Here is a 22,085-nt window from a genome sequence, read left to right on the forward strand (position 1 = left end):
GACATCTCCCCGCTGCTTAAAACACTCGTCCCCCACCCGCCGCTCTTCCTACCCCCTCCCCCGCGGGGGGCCGCCCCCGGATCCGGGGGCGGCCCGCTGTGCGTTCTCCCAGTTCAGGGCGGTGCGAGGGGTCGATTCGATCGATCATCGCTCATCTGTGACCAGGAGATTGCATCTGAGTGAAATTGTTGGCACGCAGTGCCTTGTCAGGTGACACGGCGTGCCATACGTTGATGTTGTCCGGGCGGCCGGCGCGCAGAGATCTCCTCGTGCGCCGGCTGTCCCCACAAGCCGAAGGCTCGTGCGCCCGGACGCCTGCGTCACAGGCAACCCCGCGCCCACAGGCGCCGCGCCACCCGCACCACCGAGCCGAACCGACGGCACACCTCCACAGCAGCAGACTCCCCGCCGTAACCCTCAGACGTCCTCCCCTCGGACGCTCTTCGCCGGAGGCAACCCGTGAAGGAAATCCTGGCCGCGATCCAGTCGTCGGACGCCACGTCCACCGACTTCGCGAACATCCCGCTCCCCGAGTCGTACCGGGGCATCACCGTCCACAAGGACGAGGCCGAGATGTTCGCCGGACTCACCAGCCGTGACAAGGACCCCCGCAAGTCGCTGCACCTCGACGACGTGCCGCTGCCCGAGCTCGGCCCGGGCGAGGCCCTGGTCGCCGTCATGGCCAGCTCGGTCAACTACAACTCGGTCTGGACGTCGATCTTCGAGCCCGTCTCGACCTTCGGCTTCCTGGAGCGCTACGGCCGGCTCAGCGACCTCAGCAAGCGCCACGACCTGCCGTACCACGTCATCGGCTCCGACCTCGCGGGCGTCGTCCTGCGCACCGGCCCCGGCGTGAACTCGTGGAAGCCCGGCGACGAGGTCGTCGCGCACTGCCTGTCGGTCGAGCTGGAGTCCTCGGACGGCCACAACGACACGATGCTCGACCCCGAGCAGCGCATCTGGGGCTTCGAGACCAACTTCGGCGGCCTGGCGGAGATCGCCCTGGTCAAGTCGAACCAGCTGATGCCGAAGCCCGACCACCTGAGCTGGGAGGAGGCGGCCTCCCCCGGCCTCGTCAACTCCACCGCGTACCGCCAGCTGGTCTCCCGCAACGGCGCCGGCATGAAGCAGGGCGACAACGTCCTCATCTGGGGCGCGAGCGGCGGGCTCGGCTCGTACGCCACCCAGTTCGCCCTGGCCGGCGGCGCCAACCCGATCTGTGTCGTCTCCTCCCCGGAGAAGGCCGACATCTGCCGGTCGATGGGCGCCGAGGCGGTCATCGACCGCAACGCCGAGGGCTACAAGTTCTGGAAGGACGAGCACACCCAGGACCCGAAGGAGTGGAAGCGCTTCGGCAAGCGCATCCGCGAGCTCACCGGCGGCGAGGACATCGACATCGTCTTCGAGCACCCCGGCCGCGAGACCTTCGGCGCGAGCGTCTACGTCACCCGCAAGGGCGGCACCATCACCACCTGCGCCTCCACCTCGGGCTACATGCACGAGTACGACAACCGCTACCTGTGGATGTCGCTCAAGCGCATCATCGGCTCGCACTTCGCCAACTACCGCGAGGCGTGGGAGGCCAACCGCCTGATCGCGAAGGGCAAGATCCACCCGACGCTCTCCAAGGTGTACTCCCTGGAGGAGACCGGCCAGGCCGCCTACGACGTCCACCGCAACCTGCACCAGGGCAAGGTCGGCGTCCTCGCGCTCGCGCCGCAGGAGGGCCTGGGCGTGCGCAACCCCGAGATGCGCGCCCAGCACATCGACGCCATCAACCGCTTCCGCAACATCTGAGCCCGGGACCATAGATGACTGAGCGCCAGAAGGACCGTCCGTGGCTCATGCGGACGTACGCCGGTCACTCGACCGCCGAGGCGTCCAACGAGCTGTACCGGCGCAACCTCGCCAAGGGGCAGACCGGCCTCTCGGTCGCGTTCGACCTGCCGACGCAGACCGGGTACGACCCCGACCACATCCTCGCCCGCGGCGAGGTCGGCCGGGTCGGGGTCCCCGTCTCGCACCTCGGTGACATGCGTCGGCTGTTCCAGGACATCCCCCTGGACCAGATGAACACCTCGATGACCATCAACGCCACGGCGATGTGGCTCCTGGCGCTCTACCAGGTGGTCGCCGAGGAGCAGGGTGCGGACGTCACCCGGCTCCAGGGCACCACCCAGAACGACATCGTGAAGGAGTACCTGTCGCGCGGGACGCACGTCTTCCCGCCCGGCCCCTCGCTCCGCCTCACAACGGACATGATCACCTACACGGTGAACAGCATCCCCAAGTGGAACCCGATCAACATCTGCAGCTACCACCTGCAGGAGGCGGGGGCCACCCCGGTCCAGGAGATCTCGTACGCGATGTCCACCGCGATCGCGGTGCTCGACGCGGTACGGGACTCCGGACAGGTCCCGGCGGACCGCTTCGGCGAGGTCGTCGCCCGCATCTCCTTCTTCGTGAACGCGGGTGTGCGCTTCATCGAGGAGATGTGCAAGATGCGCGCCTTCGGCCGCATCTGGGACAAGGTCACCCGGGAGCGGTACGGCATCGAGAACGACAAGCAGCGCCGGTTCCGCTACGGCGTGCAGGTCAACTCGCTCGGGCTGACCGAGGCCCAGCCGGAGAACAACGTCCAGCGGATCGTCCTGGAGATGCTGGCCGTCACCCTCTCCAAGGACGCCCGCGCGCGTGCCGTCCAGCTGCCCGCCTGGAACGAGGCCCTCGGTCTGCCGCGGCCCTGGGACCAGCAGTGGTCGCTCCGCATCCAGCAGGTCCTCGCGCACGAGTCCGACCTCCTGGAGTACGAGGACATCTTCGCCGGCTCGCACGTCATCGAGGCCAAGGTCGAATCGCTCGTCGAGGAGTGCCTGGCCGAGATCGACCGGATCCAGGAGATGGGCGGCGCGATGGCCGCCGTCGAGTCCGGCTACCTCAAGTCGCAGCTCGTCTCCTCGCACGCCGAGCGGCGCGCCCGGATCGAGGCCGGCGACGAGAAGATCATCGGCGTCAACATCTTCCAGGCGACCGAGGAGAACCCCCTCACCGCCGACCTCGACACCGCGATCATGACGGTGGACCCGGCGAACGAGGCGCGGGTGGTCGCCGCCCTCCACGAGTGGCGCGACAACCGCGACGAGTCCCGCGCCCAGGAGTCCCTGGCGAAGCTGAAGGCGACGGCCGCCGGTGACGGCAACCTCTTCGCCGCCACCCTGGAGTGCGCGCGTGCGGGCGTCACGACCGGGGAGTGGTCCTGGGCGCTGCGGGACGTCTTCGGCGAGTTCCGCGCCCCGACGGGGGTGTCCTCGGCCCCGGTCGCGGTGACGGCCGAGGCGGGCACGCCGCTGGCTCTCGTCCGGGAGAAGGTGGCGGGGACCGCCGAGGAGCTCGGCTGCGGGCGGCTGCGGCTGCTCGTCGGCAAGCCGGGGCTCGACGGACACTCCAACGGGGCCGAGCAGATCGCCGTACGCGCGCGTGACGCCGGTTTCGAGGTGGTCTACCAGGGCATCCGGCTGACGCCCGAGCAGATCGTGAACGCGGCCCTCGCCGAGGACGTGCACTGCGTGGGTCTGTCGATCCTCTCCGGCTCGCACGCCGAGCTGGTCCCGGACGTCCTGGACCGCCTCCGCGAGGCGGGCGCGAACGACGTGCCGGTCATCGTCGGCGGGATCATCCCGAACGCCGACGCGGCAGAACTGAAGCGCGCGGGTGTGGCCGCCGTCTTCACACCGAAGGACTTCGGTATCACGGAGATCATCGGCCGTATCGTCGACGAGATCCGCACAGCCAACAAGCTCAGCCCCTTTGAACGTACGGAGGTCCCCGCATGACCAGCCCCGTGAACCGGCTCCGCCCCCGCCGCTCCTGTCTGGCGGTCCCCGGCTCCAACCCGCGCTTCCTCGAGAAGGCCCAGGGCCTCGCCGCCGACCAGGTCTTCCTGGACCTGGAGGACGCGTGCGCCCCGCTGGCCAAGCCCGAGGCCCGGCACACCATCGTGAAGTTCCTCAACGAGGGCGACTGGACCGGCAAGACCCGTGTGGTCCGCGTCAACGACTGGACGACGCACTGGACGTACCGGGACGTCGTCACGGTCGTCGAGGGCGCCGGCCAGAACCTCGACTGCATCATGCTGCCGAAGGTCCAGGACGCGCAGCAGATCGTCGCGCTCGACCTGCTCCTCACCCAGATCGAGAAGACGATGGGCTTCGAGGTCGGCAAGATCGGCATCGAGGCCCAGATCGAGAACGCCCAGGGCCTCACCAACGTCAACGCGATCGCGCAGGCCTCCCAGCGCGTCGAGACGATCATCTTCGGCCCGGCCGACTTCATGGCCTCCATCAACATGAAGTCGCTGGTCGTGGGCGAGCAGCCGCCCGGTTACCCGGCGGACGCGTACCACCACATCCTGATGAGCATCCTGATGGCCGCGCGCGCCAACAACCTCCAGGCGATCGACGGCCCCTACCTGCAGATCCGCAACCAGGACGGCTACAAGGCCGTCGCGCGGCGCGCCGCCGCCCTCGGTTTCGACGGCAAGTGGGTGCTGCACCCGGACCAGGTCGCCGCCGCGAACGAGATCTTCTCGCCCTCGCAGGAGGACTACGACCACGCCGAGCTGATCCTCGACGCGTACGACTACTACACGTCCGAGGCGGGCGGGAAGAAGGGCTCCGCGATGCTCGGCGACGAGATGATCGACGAGGCCTCCCGCAAGATGGCCCTGGTCATCTCCGGCAAGGGCCGTGCCGCCGGCATGCAGCGCACCGGCAAGTTCGAGATCCCGGAGGCCTGAGAGCGATGCAGTTCGGCCGTACCTACGAAGAGTTCGAGATCGGTGCCGTCTACAAGCACTGGCCCGGGAAGACGGTCACCGAGTACGACGACCACCTCTTCTGCCTGCTGACGATGAACCACCATCCGCTGCACATGGATGTGAACTACGCCGAGAACACGACGGACTTCGGCAAGAACGTCGTCGTGGGCAACTACATCTACTCGCTGCTGCTCGGCATGTCCGTGCCGGACGTCTCCGGCAAGGCCATCGCCAACCTGGAGATCGAGTCGCTGCGGCACGTGGCGCCGACCTTCCACGGCGACACGATCTACGGCGAGACCACGGTCCTCGACAAGACCCCGTCGAAGTCGAAGAACGACCGCGGCATCGTCTACGTCGAGACCAAGGGCTACAAGCAGGACGGCACCCTCGTGTGCGTCTTCCGCCGCAAGGTGATGGTCCCCACCGAGACGTACATCAAGGAGCGCGGCGGCGAGCAGCCCGGCCGCCCGGTGCTCATCGAGCCCGCCAAGAAGACGGAGAAGTAGCCATGGCCCGACTCGCCCAGACCGCCGGGCTCACGGACGTCCAGCAGGAGATCCTCAAGACCGTCCGGGAGTTCGTCGACAAGGAGATCATCCCGGTCGCCACCGAGCTGGAGCACCGCGACGAGTACCCCCAGCAGATCGTCGACGGGCTCAAGGAGCTCGGCCTCTTCGGTCTGATGATCCCCGAGGAGTACGGGGGCCTGGGCGAGTCGCTGCTCACCTACGCGCTGTGCGTGGAGGAGATCGCCCGTGGCTGGATGTCGGTCTCCGGCATCATCAACACGCACTTCATCGTGGCGTACATGCTGAAGCAGCACGGCACCCAGGAGCAGAAGGACCACTTCCTTCCGCGGATGGCGGCCGGCGAGACGCGTGGCGCGTTCTCGATGTCGGAGCCGGGCCTCGGCTCGGACGTGTCGGCGATCACCTCGAAGGCCGTCCGGGACGGCGACGAGTACGTCCTCAACGGCCAGAAGATGTGGCTGACGAACGGCGGCACGTCAACGCTGGTGGCCGTTCTCGTCCGAAGTGACGAAGGACACCCGGAGGGCACCGCCCCCCACAAGTCGATGACGACCTTCCTCGTGGAGAAGGAGGCGGGCTTCGGAGAGGTCCGCCCCGGCCTCACCATCCCCGGGAAGATCGACAAGATGGGTTACAAGGGGGTCGACACCACCGAACTCATCATGGACGGACTGCGCATTCCGGCCAATCGGGTCCTCGGCGGGGAGACCGGCCGAGGGTTTTACCAAATGATGGACGGCGTCGAGGTCGGCCGCGTGAACGTGGCGGCCCGTGGTTGCGGTGTCGCTCAGCGTGCATTTGAGCTCGGTGTCTCGTATGCCCAGCAACGTCACACTTTCGGCAAGGCGATCGCCCAGCACCAGGCGATCCAGTTCAAGCTGGCCGAGATGGCTACCAAGGTCGAGGCCGCCCATGCGATGATGGTGAATGCAGCACGCAAAAAGGACTCCGGGGAACGAAACGACCTCGAAGCAGGGATGGCGAAGTACCTCGCCTCCGAATACTGCAAGGAGGTCGTCGAGGATGCCTTCCGCATTCACGGCGGCTACGGGTTCTCGAAGGAGTACGAGATCGAGCGCCTCTACCGGGAGGCGCCGATGCTGCTCATCGGTGAAGGTACCGCCGAGATCCAGAAAATGATCATCGGCCGTCGACTGCTCGAGGAGTACCGGTTCCAGGGTTGATTGTCGGCTTTGAGTCGGTTCGGCCGCGAAGAAGATCACACCCCGTGTTCGTCTTCCGGCCGTCGACTCGGTTCCTGGCTTACCCAGTTGCGCCCCTCAACCGATAGCATCGAGGGAAAGCCGCCGTCCCCGTTGCCAGTGCGGCATCATCCGCTACGAAGGTCATCCATGCCCCACAGCCAAACCTCTGCACACCGCGACAGCCTCTCCGGCGTACGCCTCGCGCGCGGAGCATCGCCGTGGCTCCTGCCGACCGTCGCCACCGCGGCGCTCAGTCTCGTGCGCGCGCGCAAGTCGAGGCGGGCCGCGGCCATCGCCGTGCCGACCACCGCGCTCGCGGCCGGCATGCTGTGGTTCTTCCGCGACCCCGAGCGCGAGATCGCTCAGGGCCGGGTCATCTCCCCCGCCGACGGTGTGGTGCAGAGCATCATGCCGTGGAAGGACGGACGCACCCGGGTCGCCATCTTCATGAGCCCGCTGAACGTCCACGTCAACCGCGCGCCGCTGGCCGGCACCGTGACGTCCGTGGAGCACGTTCCCGGCGGGTTCGTCCCGGCGTTCAACAAGGAGAGCGAGAACAACGAGCGCGTTGTCTGGCACTTCGACACCGAGCTCGGCGACATCGAGATGGTGCAGATCGCGGGAGCCGTCGCCCGGCGCATCGTGCCGTACATCCCGCAGGGGACCAAGGTCGAGCAGGGTGACCGCATCGGTCTCATCCGCTTCGGCTCGCGCGTCGACATCTACCTCCCCGAGGGTGTCGAGGTCGCCGTCGAGGTCGGCCAGGCCACCACAGCGGGGGTGACTCGCATTGACCGTGATTGATCCCGACACACGGGCCTCCGACTGGGTCGCCGGCACCGATGCGGACGCGGCCGACGAGGCCGAGGAGATGCCGCTGTCGCTGAGGCTGTCCATAGCGGACGCCCTCACGCTCGGTAACGCCACGTGTGGATTCATGGCGGTGTACTTCACCACCACCGGCATCCTCATCCCGCACCTCACGGGCAGCGGCGAGACCGGCATGGCACGCAACAGCGCCGCCACCGCCGTGATCCTGATGCTGTGCGCGGCGATCTTCGACCTCTTCGACGGCATCGTGGCGCGCAAGCTCCGCTCGTCCCCGATGGGCGCCGAGCTCGACAACCTGTCGGACCTCATCAGCTTCGGTCTGGCCCCGGCCTACTTCGTGCTCGTGTACGGGATGGTCGCGGACGACGCGCAGCAGAAGGTCTCGGCGGTCGCCGCGATCGTGGTGCTCCTCGCGGTGGTGCTGCGGCTCGCGAGATTCTCCTGCGTGACGATGAAGGACGGCATGTTCCAGGGCATGCCGAGCCCCTTCGGCGCGCTGACGGTGGTCTCCATCGTGCTGCTGGAGCTGCCGTTCATCCCGACGCTGCTCGCGATCATCGGCGTCGCCTGGCTGATGGTGAGCCGGGTCGAGTACCCCAAGCCGCGGGGCATCCTCGCGGTGGCGATGCTCAGCTGGATCGTCGGAGCGATGGGCATGCTCGCGGCCTGGGCGTTCGACGCCCCGGGCGGGGAGTTCCTGCTCCAGGCCGGCTGCGCGCTGCAGGTCGTGATGGGCGCCGTGATCCCCCTCTTCGCGACGGCCCGTCGGGTGAACACCTTCCGCGGCAACCGGCGTGAGAGCCGGGAGGCCCGGGCGGCCCAGCTGCCGTAGCGCACCCAGGACGAGAAGGGCCCCGGAGGCACATCGCCTCCGGGGCCCTTCCGCGTGCCCGGGGCTAGCCGAGGCGCTTGTAGTAGAGCGTCGTGGGACGCGGGACGCCGGCCGGGTCGGCGGCGAAGTCCGGGATCGTCCCGGCGGCCGTCCAGCCCGCGCCCCGGTAGAGGCGTTCGGCCGGGCTGTCCGTCTGCGTGTCCAGGACGAGCAGGGTGAGGCCCGTGGCGGCGGCGTGGGCCTCGGCCGTGGCGAGCAGCCGGTACCCGAGGCCCCGGCCGCGGGCGGAGCGGTGCACCAGGAGGCGGGCGATCTCGCCGCGGTGCCGGCCGTTGGCCGCACCGGCGCGGACGAGGGTGACGACGCCGGTCAGGCCCCCGTCCGGGCCGTGGGCCGCCCAGACGTCCCGTACGCCCTCCGCGGTCTCCTCGGCGACGCGGGACCACCAGGCGGCCGCCCGGGTGGTCTCCAGGGGGGCCAGGAAGCCGACGGAGGCCCCGCCGTCCACGGCGTCGACGAGGAGCGCGGCGAGACCGGCGGGGGCGTGGGCGCGTACCTCGTCGGGGGTGAGCCGCTCGACGCGGTCGGCGGGCCGCCCGAGGGGCTTCTCCAGGCAGAGGAGGCCGGGCCGCTCGTCCCAGGAGGCGACGGTCTCGAAGCCGAGGCTCCGGTAGAGGGCCAGCGGTTCCTGCCGCCGGTCCCAGACGGTGAGGCGCGCCGCCGGGGCGCCGGAGGCCTCCGCGCGGCGCAGGGCCTCGGCCATGAGCGCCTTCGCGATCCCCTCGCGGCGCGCCTCGGGAGCGACCCAGAGCCGCTTGATCTCGGGTGCGCGGCCCTCGTGGGGGGCCTTGAGGACGACACAGCCGACGGGCACGTCGTCGCCGGGCCGGGTGGCGAGCAGGACCGTGTCGGCGGTGAAGGCGGCGGCCGGGTCCTCGGCCTCACCGCGGTATACGGCCGGAAGCTCGGCGACCGCCGTCACGGGCGTGCCCTTCTCGGCCTGGTTGACCAGGTGGTAGGCGGCCAGCAGGTCGGAGAGGCGCGGGTGGGAACGGTTCTCCTCGATCAGCACGTTCATGGGCCGAGCTTCACACCGCGTTGTTTCGCGCGTGTGAAACCCGGCCCATGGGGTCGAGCGGGTCGGTCAGGGGGTATAGGCCTTCGCGGCGTCCGCGACGAAGGGCTGCCGGACGGTGCGCATGCCGCCGGGGACCTTCTTGTCCGGCTGGATGATGACGGACTCCCGGGACGACGGGGCCTTGGGGTCGCCGAGGTTGTGGCTCATCCCGAACCCGGCGTCGTAGGACGTCAGCGTCAGGAGCGCCTTGCCGACGCCGTCGCGGGTGAGGTCCTTGTTCTCGCAGGCCTTCTTCAGGGCCTCGCCGAAGACGCCGGCCGCGGTCCAGCCGGCGACGATGCCGTTGTCGAGGGAGTCGCCCGGGTAGGCGGCCCGGTAGTCGGCGACGAGCTTCTTCGCGGTCGGGGTGTCCGCGCCGATGGGGAGGCTCGGGGAGGCGAACCAGTACATCTTCTCCAGGGCGGGGCCGGCCTGGGTGCCGAGCAGCTGCGGAGCGAAGGCGGAGTTGTTGCCGACGACGGGGACCTTCAGGCCGGTGGCGGCGGCGACTCCGACGAGGGAGGCGGCCTGGCGGGGGCCGGCGCTGATGACGATGGCCTTGACCCCGGCCTGCTTGAGCGCCGCGACCTGTGCCGACATGTCGTTGTCGGTGGGCTTGATCTTCTGCTCGACGACGGTGAGGCCCGCCTTCTCGGCCGCGTGCTTCGAGCCCTTGAGCGCGTTCTCGCCGTAGTCGCCCTCGAAGTAGACGTGGCCGAGCTTGTCGCCCGACTTCAGCCCCTTCTCCTTGAGCAGGAAGTCGACGGCGTTGATCGTCTCGACGTCGTACGTGGCACCCAGGACGCGGATGTACGGGGAGCCGAGCAGCGAGGCGGACCAGGCCTGCGGGAGGACGAGGCCCTTGTCCGTGGTGTCGACCCGGGGCTTGACGGCGGCGACGAAGGGCGAGCCGATGAACTGGGCGTAGCCGACGACCTTCGGCTCCAGCTCGGTGTAGGCGGCGAGCGCCTTCTGCGGGTCGTAGCCGTGGTCGCGGACGGTCAGCTCCAGCTGCCGGCCGCAGATCCCGCCGGCGGCGTTGACCTGCTTCACGTACAGCTGCTGGGCCTGGGTGACGCTCTTGCCGAGGGTGGCGTACACCCCGGTCATGTCGGTGAGCGCGCCGAGCGAGATCGTCTTGTCGGTGACTCCCTCGCCGGTCTTCACCCCGCCCGCGCCGGTCGGCTTGGCGTCGTCGGTCTTGGCCTTGGAGCTGCATCCGGCGGCGGTGAGGGCGACCAGTGCGGCGAGCGCGGCGGCCAGGCCCCGCACGGCCTGTCGTCTGTGGATCATCGTGCCTCCCCTGAGGGTTCGGTGTTCGAGGGTGCGTGGGACGGGGTGGGGTGGGGTGGGGGGTTCTCGGGTTCCGCGGGGTCTCCCGGCCCGCCGGGGGCTCCCGGTCCGCCGGGCCTCCGGGCCGCCAGGCGGGCCAGGCCTCCGGGCAGGAACAGCACCACCGCGACGACGGCGGCGCCGTACAGGTAGCGCGAGGCCTCCCCCGGCGCGATCCCGCCCGTGCCCGGGGCGGAGACCAGCGGGAGGGCGTCGCTGTAGCGGTTGAGGAGCTGCGGCAGTAGGGAGACGAAGACGCCTCCGGCCACCGCGCCCGCGACCGAGCCGAGACCGCCGATGACGATCATGGCCAGGTATTCGAGGGAGAGCGCCATGCCGAAGTACTCCGGCACCGTGCGCTGGAAGACCAGGGCGAGCAGGACGCCCGCGAGGCCCGCGTACATGGAGGAGAGGACGAAGACGGCGGCGCGGTAGCGGGCCACCGGGATGCCCATCACCCCGGCGGCGATCCGGTGGTCGCGGATGGCGTTCATCGCCCGCCCGGGGCGGCCCCGGAGAACTCCGCGGGCGAAGACCACCCCGCCGAGGAGGAGCACGAGACCGAGGTACCAGAGCTTCTCCACCGCGCCGAACGGCACCTGGGCGACGAGGAGTTCGCTGTCGTCGAAGGTGAGGCCGAAGAGGGAGAGCGGGGGGACCGCGCGGCCGTTGTAGCCGCCGGTGAGGTCGTGGGCGTTGAACAGCACGTGCTGGCCGATGAAGATCAGCGCGAGGGTGGCGATCCCGAGGTACGCGCCGCGCAGCCGGCCCGCGATGGGGCTGAACACCCCGCCCGCCAGGCCCGAGAGCGCCACCGCGAGGACGGCGGCGAGCCAGCCGGGAAGGCCGAGCCCGGCGAGTCCGTCGGTGCCGTCACCGGCGAAGGCGCAGTAGCCGTAGGCGCCGACGGCGAGGAAGAAGGCGTGCCCCATGGAGAGCTGGCCGGTGGCGCCGGTGAGCAGGTTGATCCCGATCGCGCCGAGGGCGGCGGCCATCGCGAAGAGGCCCGCCTGGAGCCAGAAGCGGTCCAGGTAGAAGGGGAGGACGAGGAGGACGAGGCCGGCGGCGGCCCACCCGTACAGCGCCGGGGTGCGGACCCGCAGGCCGCTCCGGGCGAGGGTCTCAGACACGCGCCAGCTCCTTCGTACCGAAGAGTCCCGCCGGGCGGATCAGGAGCACCGCCACCATGACGAGGTAGGGGGCCAGGTCGCCGATCCCCCGGCCGAGGAACGCCAGGTCGCCCTGGTAGCCGGTGGCGAGGGACTCGGTGACGCCGACGAGGAGGCCGCCGACGAGGGCGCCCGTGGTGGAGTCGAGACCGCCGAGAATGGCGGCGGGGAAGGCCTTCAGCGCGGCGAGCGAGGTGGCCCGCTCCAGGCCCGGGGTCGGGAAGACCGTCAGGAAGAGCGCGGCGACGGCGGCGAGACCGCCGGCGACGGCCCAGGCGCCGAGCGAGACCCGGCCGAGCCGGATGCCCATGAGGGCGGCGGTCTCCTGGTTCTCGGCGGCGGCCCGCATGGCGACGCCCCAGGAGGTGTACCGGAAGGCGAGCAGGAAGGCGGTGATGAGGAGGGCCGCCGCGAGCAGGGCGGCGATCCGGGTCTCCGCGATGGTGACCGGTCCGACGGTGACGACGGCGTCGCCCCACGGGTCGCCCAGGGCGAGGATGTCGGTGCCGATCCGGCGGGTCAGCTCCGTGGCGAGCAGGATGTCGACGCCGATGGTGACGATGGCGAGGACGCTGTGGTCGGCGCCCCGGTGCCGGCGCATCACGAAGAACTCGACGGCCGCGCCGACCAGCGCCGCGCCGGCGATGCCGGCGAGGAGGGCGGGCCAGAAGCCGATCTCGTCGTGGAGCACGGCGGTCACGTAGCCGCCGGCCAGGAGGAGGGAGGCGTGGGCGAAGTTGACGACCTCGGTGGCGCGGAAGATGACCACGAAGCCGAGGGCGATGAGGGCGTAGATCGAGCCCAGTGAGATGCCGTTGATCAGGAACTCGGCGAACGTGCTCACGCGGCGGACTCCTCTCCGAGGTAGGCGCGGACGACCGCCGGGTCGTTCTGGACGTCGGCGGGGGTCCCGTCGGCGATCCGGCGGCCGAAGTCGAGGACGGTGACGGAGTCGGCGAGCCGCATCACCAGGCCCATGTCGTGCTCGACGAGGAGGACCGAGATGCCGAGGCTGTCGCGGACCCCCGCGATGACCGAGGCGGTGCGGCGCCGCTCGTCGGCGGTCATGCCGGCGACGGGCTCGTCGAGCAGCAGGAGCCTGGGCTCCATGCAGAGCGCGCGGGCCAGTTCGGCGAGCTTCTGCTGTCCGTACGGGAGGGAGCCCGCCGGCCGCGAGAGGTACGGCTCCAGGCCGACGAAGGCGGCGATCTCCCGGACCCTGGCGCGGTGGCGCGCCTCCTCGCGCGCGGCGGAGGGGAGCCGCAGCCCGGCGGCGACGAAGCCGGTGCGGGTCAGCCGGTGGCGGCCGAGCATCAGGCTGTCCTCGACGGTGGCGCGGGGCGGCAGGGCCAGGTTCTGGAAGATCCGGCCGACGCCGAGGTCAGCGATCCGGTGCGGGGGCAGGGCGGTCAGCTCGTGCGGGCCGAGGCGGACGGAGCCCTCGGTGGCCCTGTAGACGCCGGAGAGCACGTTGAAGCAGGTGGACTTCCCGGCGCCGTTGGGTCCGATGAGGGCGTGCACGGTGCCGGGCCGGACGGTGAAGCCGACGCCGTCGAGGGCGGTGAGCCCGGCGAACCGGACGGTGAGGTCACGGACTTCGAGGGCGGGGATGTCGGGGGCGGGGGTGTCGGGGGCGGGGGTGTGCTGCTCCGGTCCGGGAGCGGACTTCTCCGGCTCGGGAGCGGACTTCTCCGGCTCGGGAGCGGACTTCTCCGGCTCGGCGCCGGGGGGCGGGGGCGGTGTCATCGGGGGGATTCCTCCCAGCGGGGCAGGACCGGGTGCGTGGCGCGGGCGCGGGCCGCGTCGGCGGCGGCGTCCTCGTCGACCACGCCCAGATAGCGGCGGCGCACCTCGTCGGAGGCGGCGAGTTCGGCGGCCGGACCGGACAGGGTGACCTCGCCGACCTCCAGGACGTACGCGCGGGAGGCGAGCCGCAGCGCGAGCGCCGCGTTCTGCTCGACGAGGAGCACCGCCGTGCCCTGCGCGTTGATCTCCCGGACCGCGTCCGCGATCCGGGCCGCCATCAGCGGGGCCAGACCGAGGGAGGGCTCGTCGAGGAGGAGCAGGCCCGGCGCGGCCATCAGGGCGCGGCCGACGGCCAGCATCTGCTGCTCGCCGCCGGAGAGCAGTCCGGCCTGCTGCCGGGCGCGCTCCGCGAGGACCGGGAACAGCTCGTGGACCCGGCGCAGGGCGGCGGCCTTCGCCGCCCGGCCGCCGCGCCTGCCGAGCGCGCCCGCCCGCAGGTTGTCCTCGACCGTCATCCGGGCGAAGACCTGCCGGCCCTCGGGCACCTGGGAGACGCCGGCCGCGACGACCCGGTCGGGCGGCAGCCCGTCGAGCGGCCGGCCGTCACGGCTCACCGTCCCGGAGACCACGGCGCCGCCGTGGAAGCGCAGGGTGCGCGAGACGGCCCGCAGCAGCGTCGACTTCCCGGCCCCGTTGCCTCCCAGGACGGTGACGACCTCACCCGCCGGTACGGTCAGCGACACCTGCCGCAGTGCGCGTACCGGTCCGTATCCCGCCGTCAGGTCCGTCACCTGAAGGGCGGGTGCGGTACCTCCCATGGTTCCCCTTTTCCCGGCCGCCCTTGTTACCCGGCCGTTCGATGGCGCTCACCACAACACCGCGCCGGACCGCGCGTCCACGGCCCGCCGCCGAATCGCTGCCGGTGACCATCGGGTGCGCCGACGGGCTGTGCATGCGCACAACGCTGCGCGTCAGGGGTGTGCGGAGGGGGCCGGGGCGGTGGATCCTCCGGGCATGGGACGGCGCAGAAGGCGGACCGGTGACGACTGGAAGGTGCTCGCTCAGGCGTGCACGGCGCTTCTGGAGCGGGTGCCGGAGCTGGTGGACGAGCATCTGAGGGAACTCCACGCGTACGAGCCCGCCTACGGGCGGATCCTGCCGTACGACCAGCACTGGCAGGAGGCGCAGGAGGCGATGCGGATCGGGATCGAGATGATCTCGGCGCCGCGGAACTCGCCCCGGCGGGATCTGGAGCACGCGGACGGGATGGGCCGGCGGCGGGCCGCGCAGGGCATGCCGCTCGAACTGGTCGTGCACGCCTACCGGCACGCCGGGCATCTGGTCTGGGACGCGCTGATCGAGGGCGCGGGGACGGACACGGCGCAGCTGGCGGCGCTGATGCAGTCGGCGACGACGGTGTGGTCGGCGGTGGACGCGCAGGCGGACACGGCGTCGGAGGCGTACCGGACGACGGAGCTCGAACTGCGCCGCCGCACGGACGAGCAGCTCCAGGCGCTCCTGGACGCCCTGCTCCAGGGCCGGCGGTCGCCCGAGCTGGTGTCACGGGCCGCGGCGGGCCTGGACCTGCCGGAGCAGGGGCGGTACGCGGTGGTGGTGCTGCGCTACGACCGGCGGGAGGAGCGCGAGCCGTTCCACCGGCAGGTGCAGGGCGAGGGAGTGCGGTTCCTGTGGCGGATGGGCGCCGACTGCGAGCTGGGGGTGGTGGCGCTGGCCGGGGACACCGGGCTGGACGCGCTGTCGGAACTCCTCGACGGGCGGTGCCCGGGTCCCGGCGGGATCAGTCCGGTGGTCGTGGGCCTCACCGAGCTGGGCCGGGCGCGCCGGCTCGCGGAGCTGGCGCTGCGGACGTGTCCGCCGGGCAGCCGCGAGATCGTACGGCTCGACCGGCGGATGGCGGGCGCGCTCGTGGTGGGCCAGCCGGAGATGGCGAACCTGCTGGTCTCGGACGTCCTGGGGGGCCTGCTCGAACTGGACCCGGCGGACCGGGCCGTCCTCCTGGAGACGCTGGACGCGTGGCTGGACTGCGAGGGGTCGGCGGGGCGGGCGGCGGGACGGCTGTACTGCCACCGGAACACGGTCTTCAACCGGTTGCGGCGGCTCGAACAGCTGACGTCCCGGTCGCTGTCGCGGCCGCGGGACCTGACGGAGATGACGCTGGCCCTCGACGCGTTCCGGCTGACGGCGTCGGGGTGACGGCGGGCCTTCCGGAACCGGCGCCGCGCCCCCGCGGGTGCCCGCCGCCCCGCGCCCCGTCGTGGGCGGCCGTCCCGTCCCGCGGAACGTCCGCCCACGGACCGGGAGGGCGCGCACCGGCGCGGGGCGCTACACCAGGAAGTCGCGGGCCAGGGCGGCCGCCGCGTCCTCCAGGAGGGGGCCCGCGTTCGCCATGGACTTCGCGGGGTCGGGTTCGAGCGCCGTGAGGGAGTACGCGCGGCGGATGCCCGCCCTGCCCAGGGCTTCGGGCGCCAGGGCCAGGCGGCCGCAGACCGCGACGACGTCCTTGCCGGCGGCGCGGGCCGCCGCGGCGACGCCCGCCGGGGCCTTGCCGTGGAGGGTCTGCTCGTCGAGGGAGCCCTCTCCGGTGATGACGAGGGTGGCGCGCTCCAGGGCGGGGGCGAAGCCGAGGACCTCCAGCATCAGTTCGATGCCGGGGCGGAAGCCGGCGCCGAGGATGAGCGCGCCGTAGCCGATGCCGCCCGCGCCGCCGGCGCCGGGGGCGACGGCCGCCTCGGCCGCCTTGGGGCCGATGGCCTTCTCCAGGACGGTGGCGAAGTGGGCGAGGGCCGCGTCCAGGGTGCGGACGTCGTCCGGGGTGGCGCCCTTCTGCGGGCCGTAGACGGCGGGGGCGCCCTTGGGCCCGGTCAGCGGGTTGTCGACGTCGCTCGCGAGGATCAGGTCGACCGAGGCGAAGCGGGTGTCGAGGCCGCTGAGGTCGGCCGTGGCCAGATCGGCGAGGGCCGCGCCGCCGGGGCCCACGGGGGCGCCGTCCGCGTCGAGGAAGCGGGCGCCGAGCGCGGCGAGCATGCCGGCGCCGCCGTCGGTGGTGGCGCTGCCGCCGACGCCGAAGACGAGGGTGGTCGCGCCGGCGTCGAGCGCGGCGCGGAGGAGCTCGCCGGAGCCGTACGTGGTCGCGGTCAGCGGGGCGAACACGCCGGGCGGGAGGAGCTGGAGACCGGAGGCCTCCGCCATCTCGACGACCGCGGTGGTGTCGCGGAGCGCGTAGGCCGCGGTCACGGAGTCGCCGAGGGGGCCCGTCACCTGGACCTCGCGGCGTTCGAATCCGGCCGCGACGGCTGCCGCGACGGTGCCGTCGCCACCGTCCGCGACGGGCAGTGTCTCCACCGTGAGCTCCGGGACGACCCGTCGCAGTCCTGCTGTGACCCGCTCCGCGACCTGTACGGCCGTGAGCGAACCCTTGAACTTGTCGGCCGCCACGAGCACGTGAGCCACCTGAGTTGCTGCTCCGTCCGTCACCTTGCATCCCTTGCTTTCGAACGTGCAGTCGCGCCGAGGCCGACCCTATCCGTACCTCCGGACGGCGTGCCACCCCCAGATGCACCTATATGTCGCACCATAGTGGGGTCGCATGAGTACGGAACCGACCGAACGGGCCCCACAGGAGCAATACGCGCCCGACGGCAAGGTCATCGGGATCGGGATGGCGGCCGTCGTGGCGGTGGTCGCCTGGGCGGCGCTCGGCGAGGACTCCTTCGACAGCGCCTCGTCCTCGGCGCTGCGCTGGGTGCTCGACAATTTCGCCTGGCTGTTCGTGGTGGCGGCGGACACGTTCCTGGTGCTGTGCGTGGTGATCGCGCTGAGCCGCTTCGGCCGGATCCGGCTGGGCGCGGACGACTCGGAGCCCGAGTTCACCAACCTGGCGTGGATCGCGATGATGTTCAGCGCCGGTATGGGCATCGGCCTGATGTTCTACGGGGTCGGGGAGCCGCTCACCCACTTCCTCGCTCCTCCCCCGGCCACCGGGGTCCCGGCGGGGACGGGCGCGGCCGCCCGTACGGCTCTGGAGTACTCGTTCTTCCACTGGACGCTGACCCCGTGGGCGATCTACGGCATCGCGGGGCTCGCCCTCGCGTACGCGGGTTTCCGCAAGGGTCGCGGGAACCGGCTGAGTTCCGCCTTCGTGCCGCTGATCGGGGCGCGCCGGGCGGACTCCTGGCCGGGCAAGGCGATCGATCTGCTCGCCGTCTTCGCGACGGTGTTCGGCACGGCGACGAGTCTGGGGCTCGGCGCCCTCCAGGTCGCCGAGGGGCTGAACCTGACGATGGGCGTGGAGAACACCACGTCCACCCAGCTGATCGTCATCGTGGCGCTCTCGGCGGCCTTCGTCCTGTCGGCGTTCTCGGGGCTCCACAAGGGGGTGAAGTGGCTCTCCACGCTGAACATCATCCTCGCGGGCTGTCTGATGCTGTTCGTCTTCCTGCTGGGTCCGACGGTCTACATCCTGGACACGATCCCGGCCTCGGTCGGCGGCTACCTGAACGACCTGCTGGCGATGGCGAGCCGGACGGGCGCGTTCACCGACCGTTCCTGGCTCGGGGCCTGGACGATCTTCTACTGGGCGTGGTGGCTCTCCTGGGCGCCGTTCGTCGGCACCTTCATCGCCCGGATCTCGCGCGGCCGCACGATCCGGGAGTTCCTGATGGGTGTGCTGCTCGTGCCGTCGGGGGCGACGGTGGTGTGGTTCTGCGTGATGGGCGGGACGGCGATCCGGCTGGAGTCCACGGGCGCCGCCGACCTGGCGTCGGCGATCGACGACGGGGCGGAGGCCTCGTTGTTCGCGATGCTGGAGGCGCTGCCGATCGGCACGGTCACCTCGGTCATCGCGATGCTCCTGGTGATGACGTACTTCGTCACCAGCGCGGACTCGGCCTCGCTCGTGATGGGTTCGCTGACGAGCCGCGGTTCGCTGCACCCGCCGACCTGGCTCGTGGTGGCCTGGGGCGTCCTGATGGCCGCCGTGGCGGCGGTCCTGCTCCTGGTGGGCGGTCTGACATCGCTCCAGACGGCGACGATCCTGGTGGCGCTGCCGTTCGTGGTGGTGATGCTGGTGCTGTGCTGGGCACTCCTGCGGGAGCTGCGGGAGGACCCGGGGGCGGGCCCGGCCCGGCACCACGCCCTGCACGGTCTGCGGGACGCGGTACGGACCCTGGTCGGCGAGGCGATGACGGAGCAGGGCTCCGACTCCCACCACCGGCTGCGCCGGGCGGCGAGGGCCCGTACCGACGCGGAGCCCCCCGAGCCGCCCGAGGGCGGACGCTGAGGGACCCGACGGGGAGGCGGTGGGCGAGGACGCGGCGGGCGGGTGCTCAGCCCTGCGGGGGCTCCGGCGGGACGGCCTCCCCGGTGCGCACGGCCTCGTCCCGGCTGACGGCTCGCGCCTCCGTGCGGTGTCCGCGGGCGATGTAGTCGCGGACCACCGCCTCGACGGCGTCCTGGGGGTTGCCGATGCCGGCCAGAACCATGACTTCCACGACGAGTTCGGCGTCGAGACCGATGTTCACCTTGGCCATGTCCGGAACCTAACACCCGGTGGCCGGGCGCCGCACGGCTCTTCCCCGGCCCTCAGAAGAGGGTGCCGTCGCGGCCCGACTCGAAGGCGAGCAGCCGCTGTTTGCGGTCGAGCCCGCCCCCGTACCCGGTGAGGCCGCCCCCCGCGCCGACCACCCGGTGGCAGGGGACGATGACGCCGACCGGGTTCTTGCCGTTGGCGAGGCCCACGGCGCGGGAGGCGCCGGCGTTGCCGAGGCGTTCGGCGAGTTCGCCGTACGTCCGGGTCTCGCCGTAGGGGATGCGGCACAGCTCGGCCCAGACCCGGAGCTGGAAGTCGGTGCCGACGAGGTGCAGGGGGAGGTCGAACTCGGTGAGTTCCCCCGCGAAGTAGGCGTCGAGCTGGCGGATCGCCTCGCCGAAGGGGCGCGGGTCGGGCTCGCCGAAGGTCTCCTCGGGCGGGCGGTGGCGCTGCCCCGTCATGTGGAGGCGGCTCAGGACGCCGTCGACGGCGACGAGGGTCAGCGGCTCGTACGGACTGTCCATGACGGTGTGCTGGACGGTGGGGGCCATGGCGGTTCAGTGTCCTTCGCTGGGCAGGAGGTTGATCGGGTGGTCGTCGGTCGCCCAGAGGTACTGGACGGCGTACGCGCGCCAGGGGCGCCAGTGCGCGGCGCGGGCGGTGAGCGCGGCCGGGGTGCCGGGCAGGCCGAGCCCCTCGGCGGCCCGGCGGACGCCGAGGTCACCGGGGAGGAAGGCGTCGGGGTCGCCGAGGGCCCGCATGGCGATGATCTCGGTGGTCCAGGGGCCGAATCCGGGCAGGGCGAGCAGCCGGGCCCTGGCCTCCTCCCGGTCGTCGGCGGGACCGAGGGTGAGGGAGCCGTCGGCGAGCGCCCCGACCAGGGTGAGGAGGGTGGTGCGGCGGCTGCGGGGCAGGGCGAGGGTCTCGGGGTCGAGGGCGGCCAGGGCCCCGGGGCTCGGGAAGAGGTGGGTGAGGCCGCCCTCGGGGTCGTCGACGGGGGTGCCGTGCGCGGTGACGAGCCGGGCGGCGTGGGTGCGGGCGGCGGCGGTGGAGACCTGCTGGCCGAGGACGGCCCGGACGGCGAACTCGGCGGGGTCGACGGTCCCGGGCACCCGGCGGCCGGGGGCCGTGTCGACGATCGGCGCGAGCAGCGGGTCGGCGCGCAGCCGCTCGTCGACGGCGACGGGGTCGGCGTCGAGGTCGAGGAGGCGGCGGCAGCGGCTGATCGCGTGGGTGAGGTCGCGGGGGTCGGTGAGGGAGAGGCGGCAGGCGATGTGGTCGGGGCGGGGCGCGAGGGCGACGATGCCGTGTCCGTACGGCAGGGCGAGGGTTCTGCGGTAGGCGCCGTCGCGCCACTCCTCCACGCCGGGGACGGCGGTGGCGGCGAGGTGACCGAAGAGGTTGGAGGGTTCCAGCGGGGTGCGGAACGGCAGCCGGAGGGTGATCACCCCGGGGGTGGGGGCCCGGTCGGGGGCCGGGCGTGCGGCCCGGGCGCGGAGCTCGCCGGGGGTGAGGGCGAAGACCTCGCGGACGGTGTCGTTGAAGGTGCGGATGGAGGAGAACCCGGCGGCGAAGGCGACCTCGCCGAGCGGCATCGGGGTGGTCTCGACGAGGACCCGCGCGGTCTGGGCGCGCTGGGCGCGGGCCAGGGCGAGGGGCCCGGCGCCCAGTTCGGCGAGGAGCTGGCGTTCGATCTGGCGGGTGGACCAGCCGAGGCGCCGGGCGAGCCCGGGAACGCCCTCCCGGTCGACGACCCCGTCCTGGATGAGCCGTACGGCGCGGGCGACGGCGTCGGCGCGGACGTTCCACTCGGGCGAGCCGGGGCTGGTGTCGGGGCGGCAGCGCTTGCAGGCCCGGAACCCGGCGCGCTGGCAGGAGGCGGCGCTGGCGTGGAACTCCATGTTCTCGGGCTTGGGCGGGACGACCGGGCAGCTGGGCCGGCAGTAGATCCGGGTGGTGCGGACGGCCGTGAAGAACACGCCGTCGAAGCGGGCGTCCTTCGACTGGACGGCCCGTACGCAGCTCTCGGTGTCGGTGTGCATGAGTCCAGGATCGGGGACGGACGGCTCGGGGGCTGGCGAGAAAACGACATGGTCGTCCCTGGACCTGCCCGGCCCCCGATCCCCTCCCGGCTCAGACGGTGACCGTCCGGTAGTGCGTGGTCAGCCTGCCGTCCTCGCCCAGGACGTGGAAGGCGAGCGCGGGCGGCTGGTCGAGGTGGACGTGCGGATCCGTCTCCGGGCGCTCCCAGGGGAGGCGGATCGCCGAGACGACGCCGGGGGCGACGAGCAGTGGACGCCCGGCGAAGGTCGTGGCGGCGGCGGTGTGGGCGTGGCCCGCGAGGAAGGCGGTGAGGTGGGGGTGGCGGTCGGCGAGCGCGGCGAGCCGCTCCTCGCCGAACTGGCGGATCTCGTCCACGTACGGGGTGTGCAGCGGGACGGGCGGGTGGTGGAAGGCGACGAGGACGGGCACCTCGCGCGGGGTGGCGTCGAGGACCTCCTCCAGCCACTCGACGGTCTCGTCCTCCAGGAGGCCGTGGTGCTCGCCGGGGACGGAGGAGTCGCAGAGGGCGATCACGAAGCCCTCGCCCCGGAGGAGCCGGTTGACGGGGGCGTACGGGCGCGCTTCCGTCCCGTCGGCGAGGAGGACCTTGCGGAAGGCGGCGCGGTCGTCGTGGTTGCCGGGGCAGACGAGCAGCGGATGGCGGGAGTTCAGCAGCTCCCGCGCCGCCGCGTACTCGGCCGGGGTCCCGTGGTCGGTGACGTCCCCGGTGACGAGGACGGCCGCCAGGTCGTACGGCAGGTCCTCCAGGTACCGCAGGACGGCGCGGGTGCGGTCGGCGCTGCGCGGTTCCCCGTCGACATGGATGTCGCTGACATGGGCGATGACGATCACGTGACCGGTCCTCCGTCGGGGTGGGCGGGTGCTTCTCGCCCGACCGTACGGCGATCATGTT

The 22,085-nt window shown here is 71.9% G+C and carries 20 protein-coding genes; 9 read left to right on the top strand and 11 right to left on the bottom strand.

Features of this window, described 5'->3' with window-relative positions; genetic code table 11:
- Window positions 1-459 precede the first annotated feature (459 nt).
- The 7 genes from ccrA (at window position 460) to pssA (ending at window position 8,217) form a co-directional block, all read left to right on the top strand.
- Entirely contained in the window at window positions 460-1,797 is a 1,338-nt protein-coding gene (ccrA, locus tag ABT129_RS26065; RefSeq protein ID WP_351906235.1) for a crotonyl-CoA carboxylase/reductase, read from the top strand.
- A 14-nt stretch (window positions 1,798-1,811) separates the two neighbouring features.
- The gene (locus ABT129_RS26070; RefSeq protein ID WP_351906238.1) at window positions 1,812-3,833 is read left to right on the top strand and encodes an ethylmalonyl-CoA mutase; all 2,022 of its coding nucleotides are present in this window, start codon (window positions 1,812-1,814) and stop codon (window positions 3,831-3,833) included.
- Window positions 3,830-4,795 (top strand): HpcH/HpaI aldolase/citrate lyase family protein, encoded by a 966-nt coding sequence (locus ABT129_RS26075; RefSeq protein ID WP_351906241.1) that lies wholly within the window; start codon window positions 3,830-3,832, stop codon window positions 4,793-4,795. Before ABT129_RS26070 ends, ABT129_RS26075 begins: the two co-directional genes overlap by 4 nt.
- A gap of 5 nt (window positions 4,796-4,800) precedes the next feature.
- Window positions 4,801-5,325: a MaoC family dehydratase gene (locus ABT129_RS26080; RefSeq protein WP_351906244.1), complete on the top strand. Its 525-nt coding sequence runs from the start codon at window positions 4,801-4,803 to the stop codon at window positions 5,323-5,325.
- A gap of 2 nt (window positions 5,326-5,327) precedes the next feature.
- Window positions 5,328-6,533, top strand: a complete 1,206-nt coding sequence (locus ABT129_RS26085; protein WP_351906247.1) for an acyl-CoA dehydrogenase family protein — start codon at window positions 5,328-5,330, stop codon at window positions 6,531-6,533.
- A 168-nt stretch (window positions 6,534-6,701) separates the two neighbouring features.
- Window positions 6,702-7,358 (top strand): phosphatidylserine decarboxylase, encoded by a 657-nt coding sequence (locus ABT129_RS26090; protein WP_351906250.1) that lies wholly within the window; start codon window positions 6,702-6,704, stop codon window positions 7,356-7,358.
- Window positions 7,351-8,217, top strand: a complete 867-nt coding sequence (pssA, locus tag ABT129_RS26095; RefSeq protein WP_351906440.1) for a CDP-diacylglycerol--serine O-phosphatidyltransferase — start codon at window positions 7,351-7,353, stop codon at window positions 8,215-8,217. The genes ABT129_RS26090 and pssA overlap by 8 nt, the downstream gene beginning before the upstream one ends.
- Before the next feature lie 64 nt (window positions 8,218-8,281).
- Here pssA and ABT129_RS26100 read toward each other — a convergent pair whose 3' ends face one another.
- From ABT129_RS26100 to ABT129_RS26125, 6 genes are all read right to left on the bottom strand, one after another.
- Window positions 8,282-9,295: a GNAT family N-acetyltransferase gene (locus ABT129_RS26100; protein WP_351906253.1), complete on the bottom strand. Its 1,014-nt coding sequence runs from the start codon at window positions 9,293-9,295 to the stop codon at window positions 8,282-8,284.
- A gap of 66 nt (window positions 9,296-9,361) precedes the next feature.
- A complete protein-coding gene (locus ABT129_RS26105) occupies window positions 9,362-10,627 on the bottom strand; it encodes an ABC transporter substrate-binding protein (RefSeq protein WP_351906256.1) in 1,266 nt (421 codons plus the stop codon).
- Complete coding sequence (locus ABT129_RS26110) at window positions 10,624-11,796, bottom strand: branched-chain amino acid ABC transporter permease (RefSeq protein ID WP_502981910.1); 1,173 nt, start codon at window positions 11,794-11,796, stop codon at window positions 10,624-10,626. The genes ABT129_RS26105 and ABT129_RS26110 overlap by 4 nt, the downstream gene beginning before the upstream one ends.
- The gene (locus ABT129_RS26115) at window positions 11,789-12,679 is read right to left on the bottom strand and encodes a branched-chain amino acid ABC transporter permease (protein WP_351906259.1); all 891 of its coding nucleotides are present in this window, start codon (window positions 12,677-12,679) and stop codon (window positions 11,789-11,791) included. The genes ABT129_RS26110 and ABT129_RS26115 overlap by 8 nt, the downstream gene beginning before the upstream one ends.
- Window positions 12,676-13,581, bottom strand: coding sequence for an ABC transporter ATP-binding protein (locus ABT129_RS26120; protein ID WP_351906261.1), 906 nt, complete (start codon window positions 13,579-13,581; stop codon window positions 12,676-12,678). The genes ABT129_RS26115 and ABT129_RS26120 overlap by 4 nt, the downstream gene beginning before the upstream one ends.
- Window positions 13,578-14,399 carry an ABC transporter ATP-binding protein gene (locus ABT129_RS26125; RefSeq protein ID WP_351906263.1) on the bottom strand — a complete coding sequence of 274 codons (822 nt, stop codon included), beginning with the start codon at window positions 14,397-14,399 and terminating at the stop codon, window positions 13,578-13,580. Before ABT129_RS26125 ends, ABT129_RS26120 begins: the two co-directional genes overlap by 4 nt.
- 196 nt (window positions 14,400-14,595) lie before the next feature.
- Between ABT129_RS26125 and ABT129_RS26130 the strand changes: the two genes are divergently transcribed.
- On the top strand, window positions 14,596-15,795 hold the full coding sequence (locus ABT129_RS26130; RefSeq protein WP_351906265.1) for a PucR family transcriptional regulator: 1,200 nt from the start codon (window positions 14,596-14,598) through the stop codon (window positions 15,793-15,795).
- Window positions 15,796-15,924: 129 nt separating this feature from the next.
- Here the strand turns inward: ABT129_RS26130 and ABT129_RS26135 are convergent, their stop codons facing one another.
- On the bottom strand, window positions 15,925-17,076 hold the full coding sequence (locus ABT129_RS26135) for a glycerate kinase (protein ID WP_351906268.1): 1,152 nt from the start codon (window positions 17,074-17,076) through the stop codon (window positions 15,925-15,927).
- A gap of 112 nt (window positions 17,077-17,188) precedes the next feature.
- On the opposite strand from ABT129_RS26135, the gene ABT129_RS26140 reads away from it, so the two are divergent.
- Window positions 17,189-18,880, top strand: coding sequence for a BCCT family transporter (locus ABT129_RS26140; protein ID WP_351906271.1), 1,692 nt, complete (start codon window positions 17,189-17,191; stop codon window positions 18,878-18,880).
- A 46-nt stretch (window positions 18,881-18,926) separates the two neighbouring features.
- On the opposite strand, the gene ABT129_RS26145 is transcribed toward ABT129_RS26140, so the two are convergent.
- From ABT129_RS26145 to ABT129_RS26160, 4 genes are all read right to left on the bottom strand, one after another.
- Window positions 18,927-19,130: a DUF2191 domain-containing protein gene (locus ABT129_RS26145; RefSeq protein WP_351906274.1), complete on the bottom strand. Its 204-nt coding sequence runs from the start codon at window positions 19,128-19,130 to the stop codon at window positions 18,927-18,929.
- Window positions 19,131-19,182: 52 nt separating this feature from the next.
- On the bottom strand, window positions 19,183-19,680 hold the full coding sequence (locus ABT129_RS26150) for a methylated-DNA--[protein]-cysteine S-methyltransferase (protein ID WP_351906277.1): 498 nt from the start codon (window positions 19,678-19,680) through the stop codon (window positions 19,183-19,185).
- Window positions 19,681-19,686: 6 nt separating this feature from the next.
- Entirely contained in the window at window positions 19,687-21,171 is a 1,485-nt protein-coding gene (locus tag ABT129_RS26155; protein WP_351906280.1) for an AlkA N-terminal domain-containing protein, read from the bottom strand.
- 91 nt (window positions 21,172-21,262) lie between these two features.
- Window positions 21,263-22,024, bottom strand: coding sequence for a metallophosphoesterase (locus tag ABT129_RS26160; protein ID WP_351906283.1), 762 nt, complete (start codon window positions 22,022-22,024; stop codon window positions 21,263-21,265).
- Window positions 22,025-22,085: the final 61 nt, after the last annotated feature.

The organism is Streptomyces sp. NPDC002057 (genome assembly GCF_040296665.1).
Lineage (GTDB): Bacteria > Actinomycetota > Actinomycetes > Streptomycetales > Streptomycetaceae > Streptomyces.

Coding starts and splice junctions, on each gene's coding strand:
- ABT129_RS26105 (WP_351906256.1), bottom strand. CDS start 10,627: ATGATCCACAGACGACAGGCCGTGCGGGGCCTGGCCGCCGCGCTCGCC.
- ABT129_RS26130 (WP_351906265.1), top strand. CDS start 14,596: ATGGGACGGCGCAGAAGGCGGACCGGTGACGACTGGAAGGTGCTCGCT.
- ABT129_RS26100 (WP_351906253.1), bottom strand. CDS start 9,295: ATGAACGTGCTGATCGAGGAGAACCGTTCCCACCCGCGCCTCTCCGAC.
- ABT129_RS26140 (WP_351906271.1), top strand. CDS start 17,189: ATGAGTACGGAACCGACCGAACGGGCCCCACAGGAGCAATACGCGCCC.
- ABT129_RS26090 (WP_351906250.1), top strand. CDS start 6,702: ATGCCCCACAGCCAAACCTCTGCACACCGCGACAGCCTCTCCGGCGTA.
- ABT129_RS26150 (WP_351906277.1), bottom strand. CDS start 19,680: ATGGCCCCCACCGTCCAGCACACCGTCATGGACAGTCCGTACGAGCCG.
- ABT129_RS26145 (WP_351906274.1), bottom strand. CDS start 19,130: ATGGCCAAGGTGAACATCGGTCTCGACGCCGAACTCGTCGTGGAAGTC.
- ABT129_RS26080 (WP_351906244.1), top strand. CDS start 4,801: ATGCAGTTCGGCCGTACCTACGAAGAGTTCGAGATCGGTGCCGTCTAC.
- ABT129_RS26075 (WP_351906241.1), top strand. CDS start 3,830: ATGACCAGCCCCGTGAACCGGCTCCGCCCCCGCCGCTCCTGTCTGGCG.
- ABT129_RS26125 (WP_351906263.1), bottom strand. CDS start 14,399: ATGGGAGGTACCGCACCCGCCCTTCAGGTGACGGACCTGACGGCGGGA.
- ABT129_RS26070 (WP_351906238.1), top strand. CDS start 1,812: ATGACTGAGCGCCAGAAGGACCGTCCGTGGCTCATGCGGACGTACGCC.
- ABT129_RS26155 (WP_351906280.1), bottom strand. CDS start 21,171: ATGCACACCGACACCGAGAGCTGCGTACGGGCCGTCCAGTCGAAGGAC.
- ABT129_RS26120 (WP_351906261.1), bottom strand. CDS start 13,581: ATGACACCGCCCCCGCCCCCCGGCGCCGAGCCGGAGAAGTCCGCTCCC.
- ABT129_RS26085 (WP_351906247.1), top strand. CDS start 5,328: ATGGCCCGACTCGCCCAGACCGCCGGGCTCACGGACGTCCAGCAGGAG.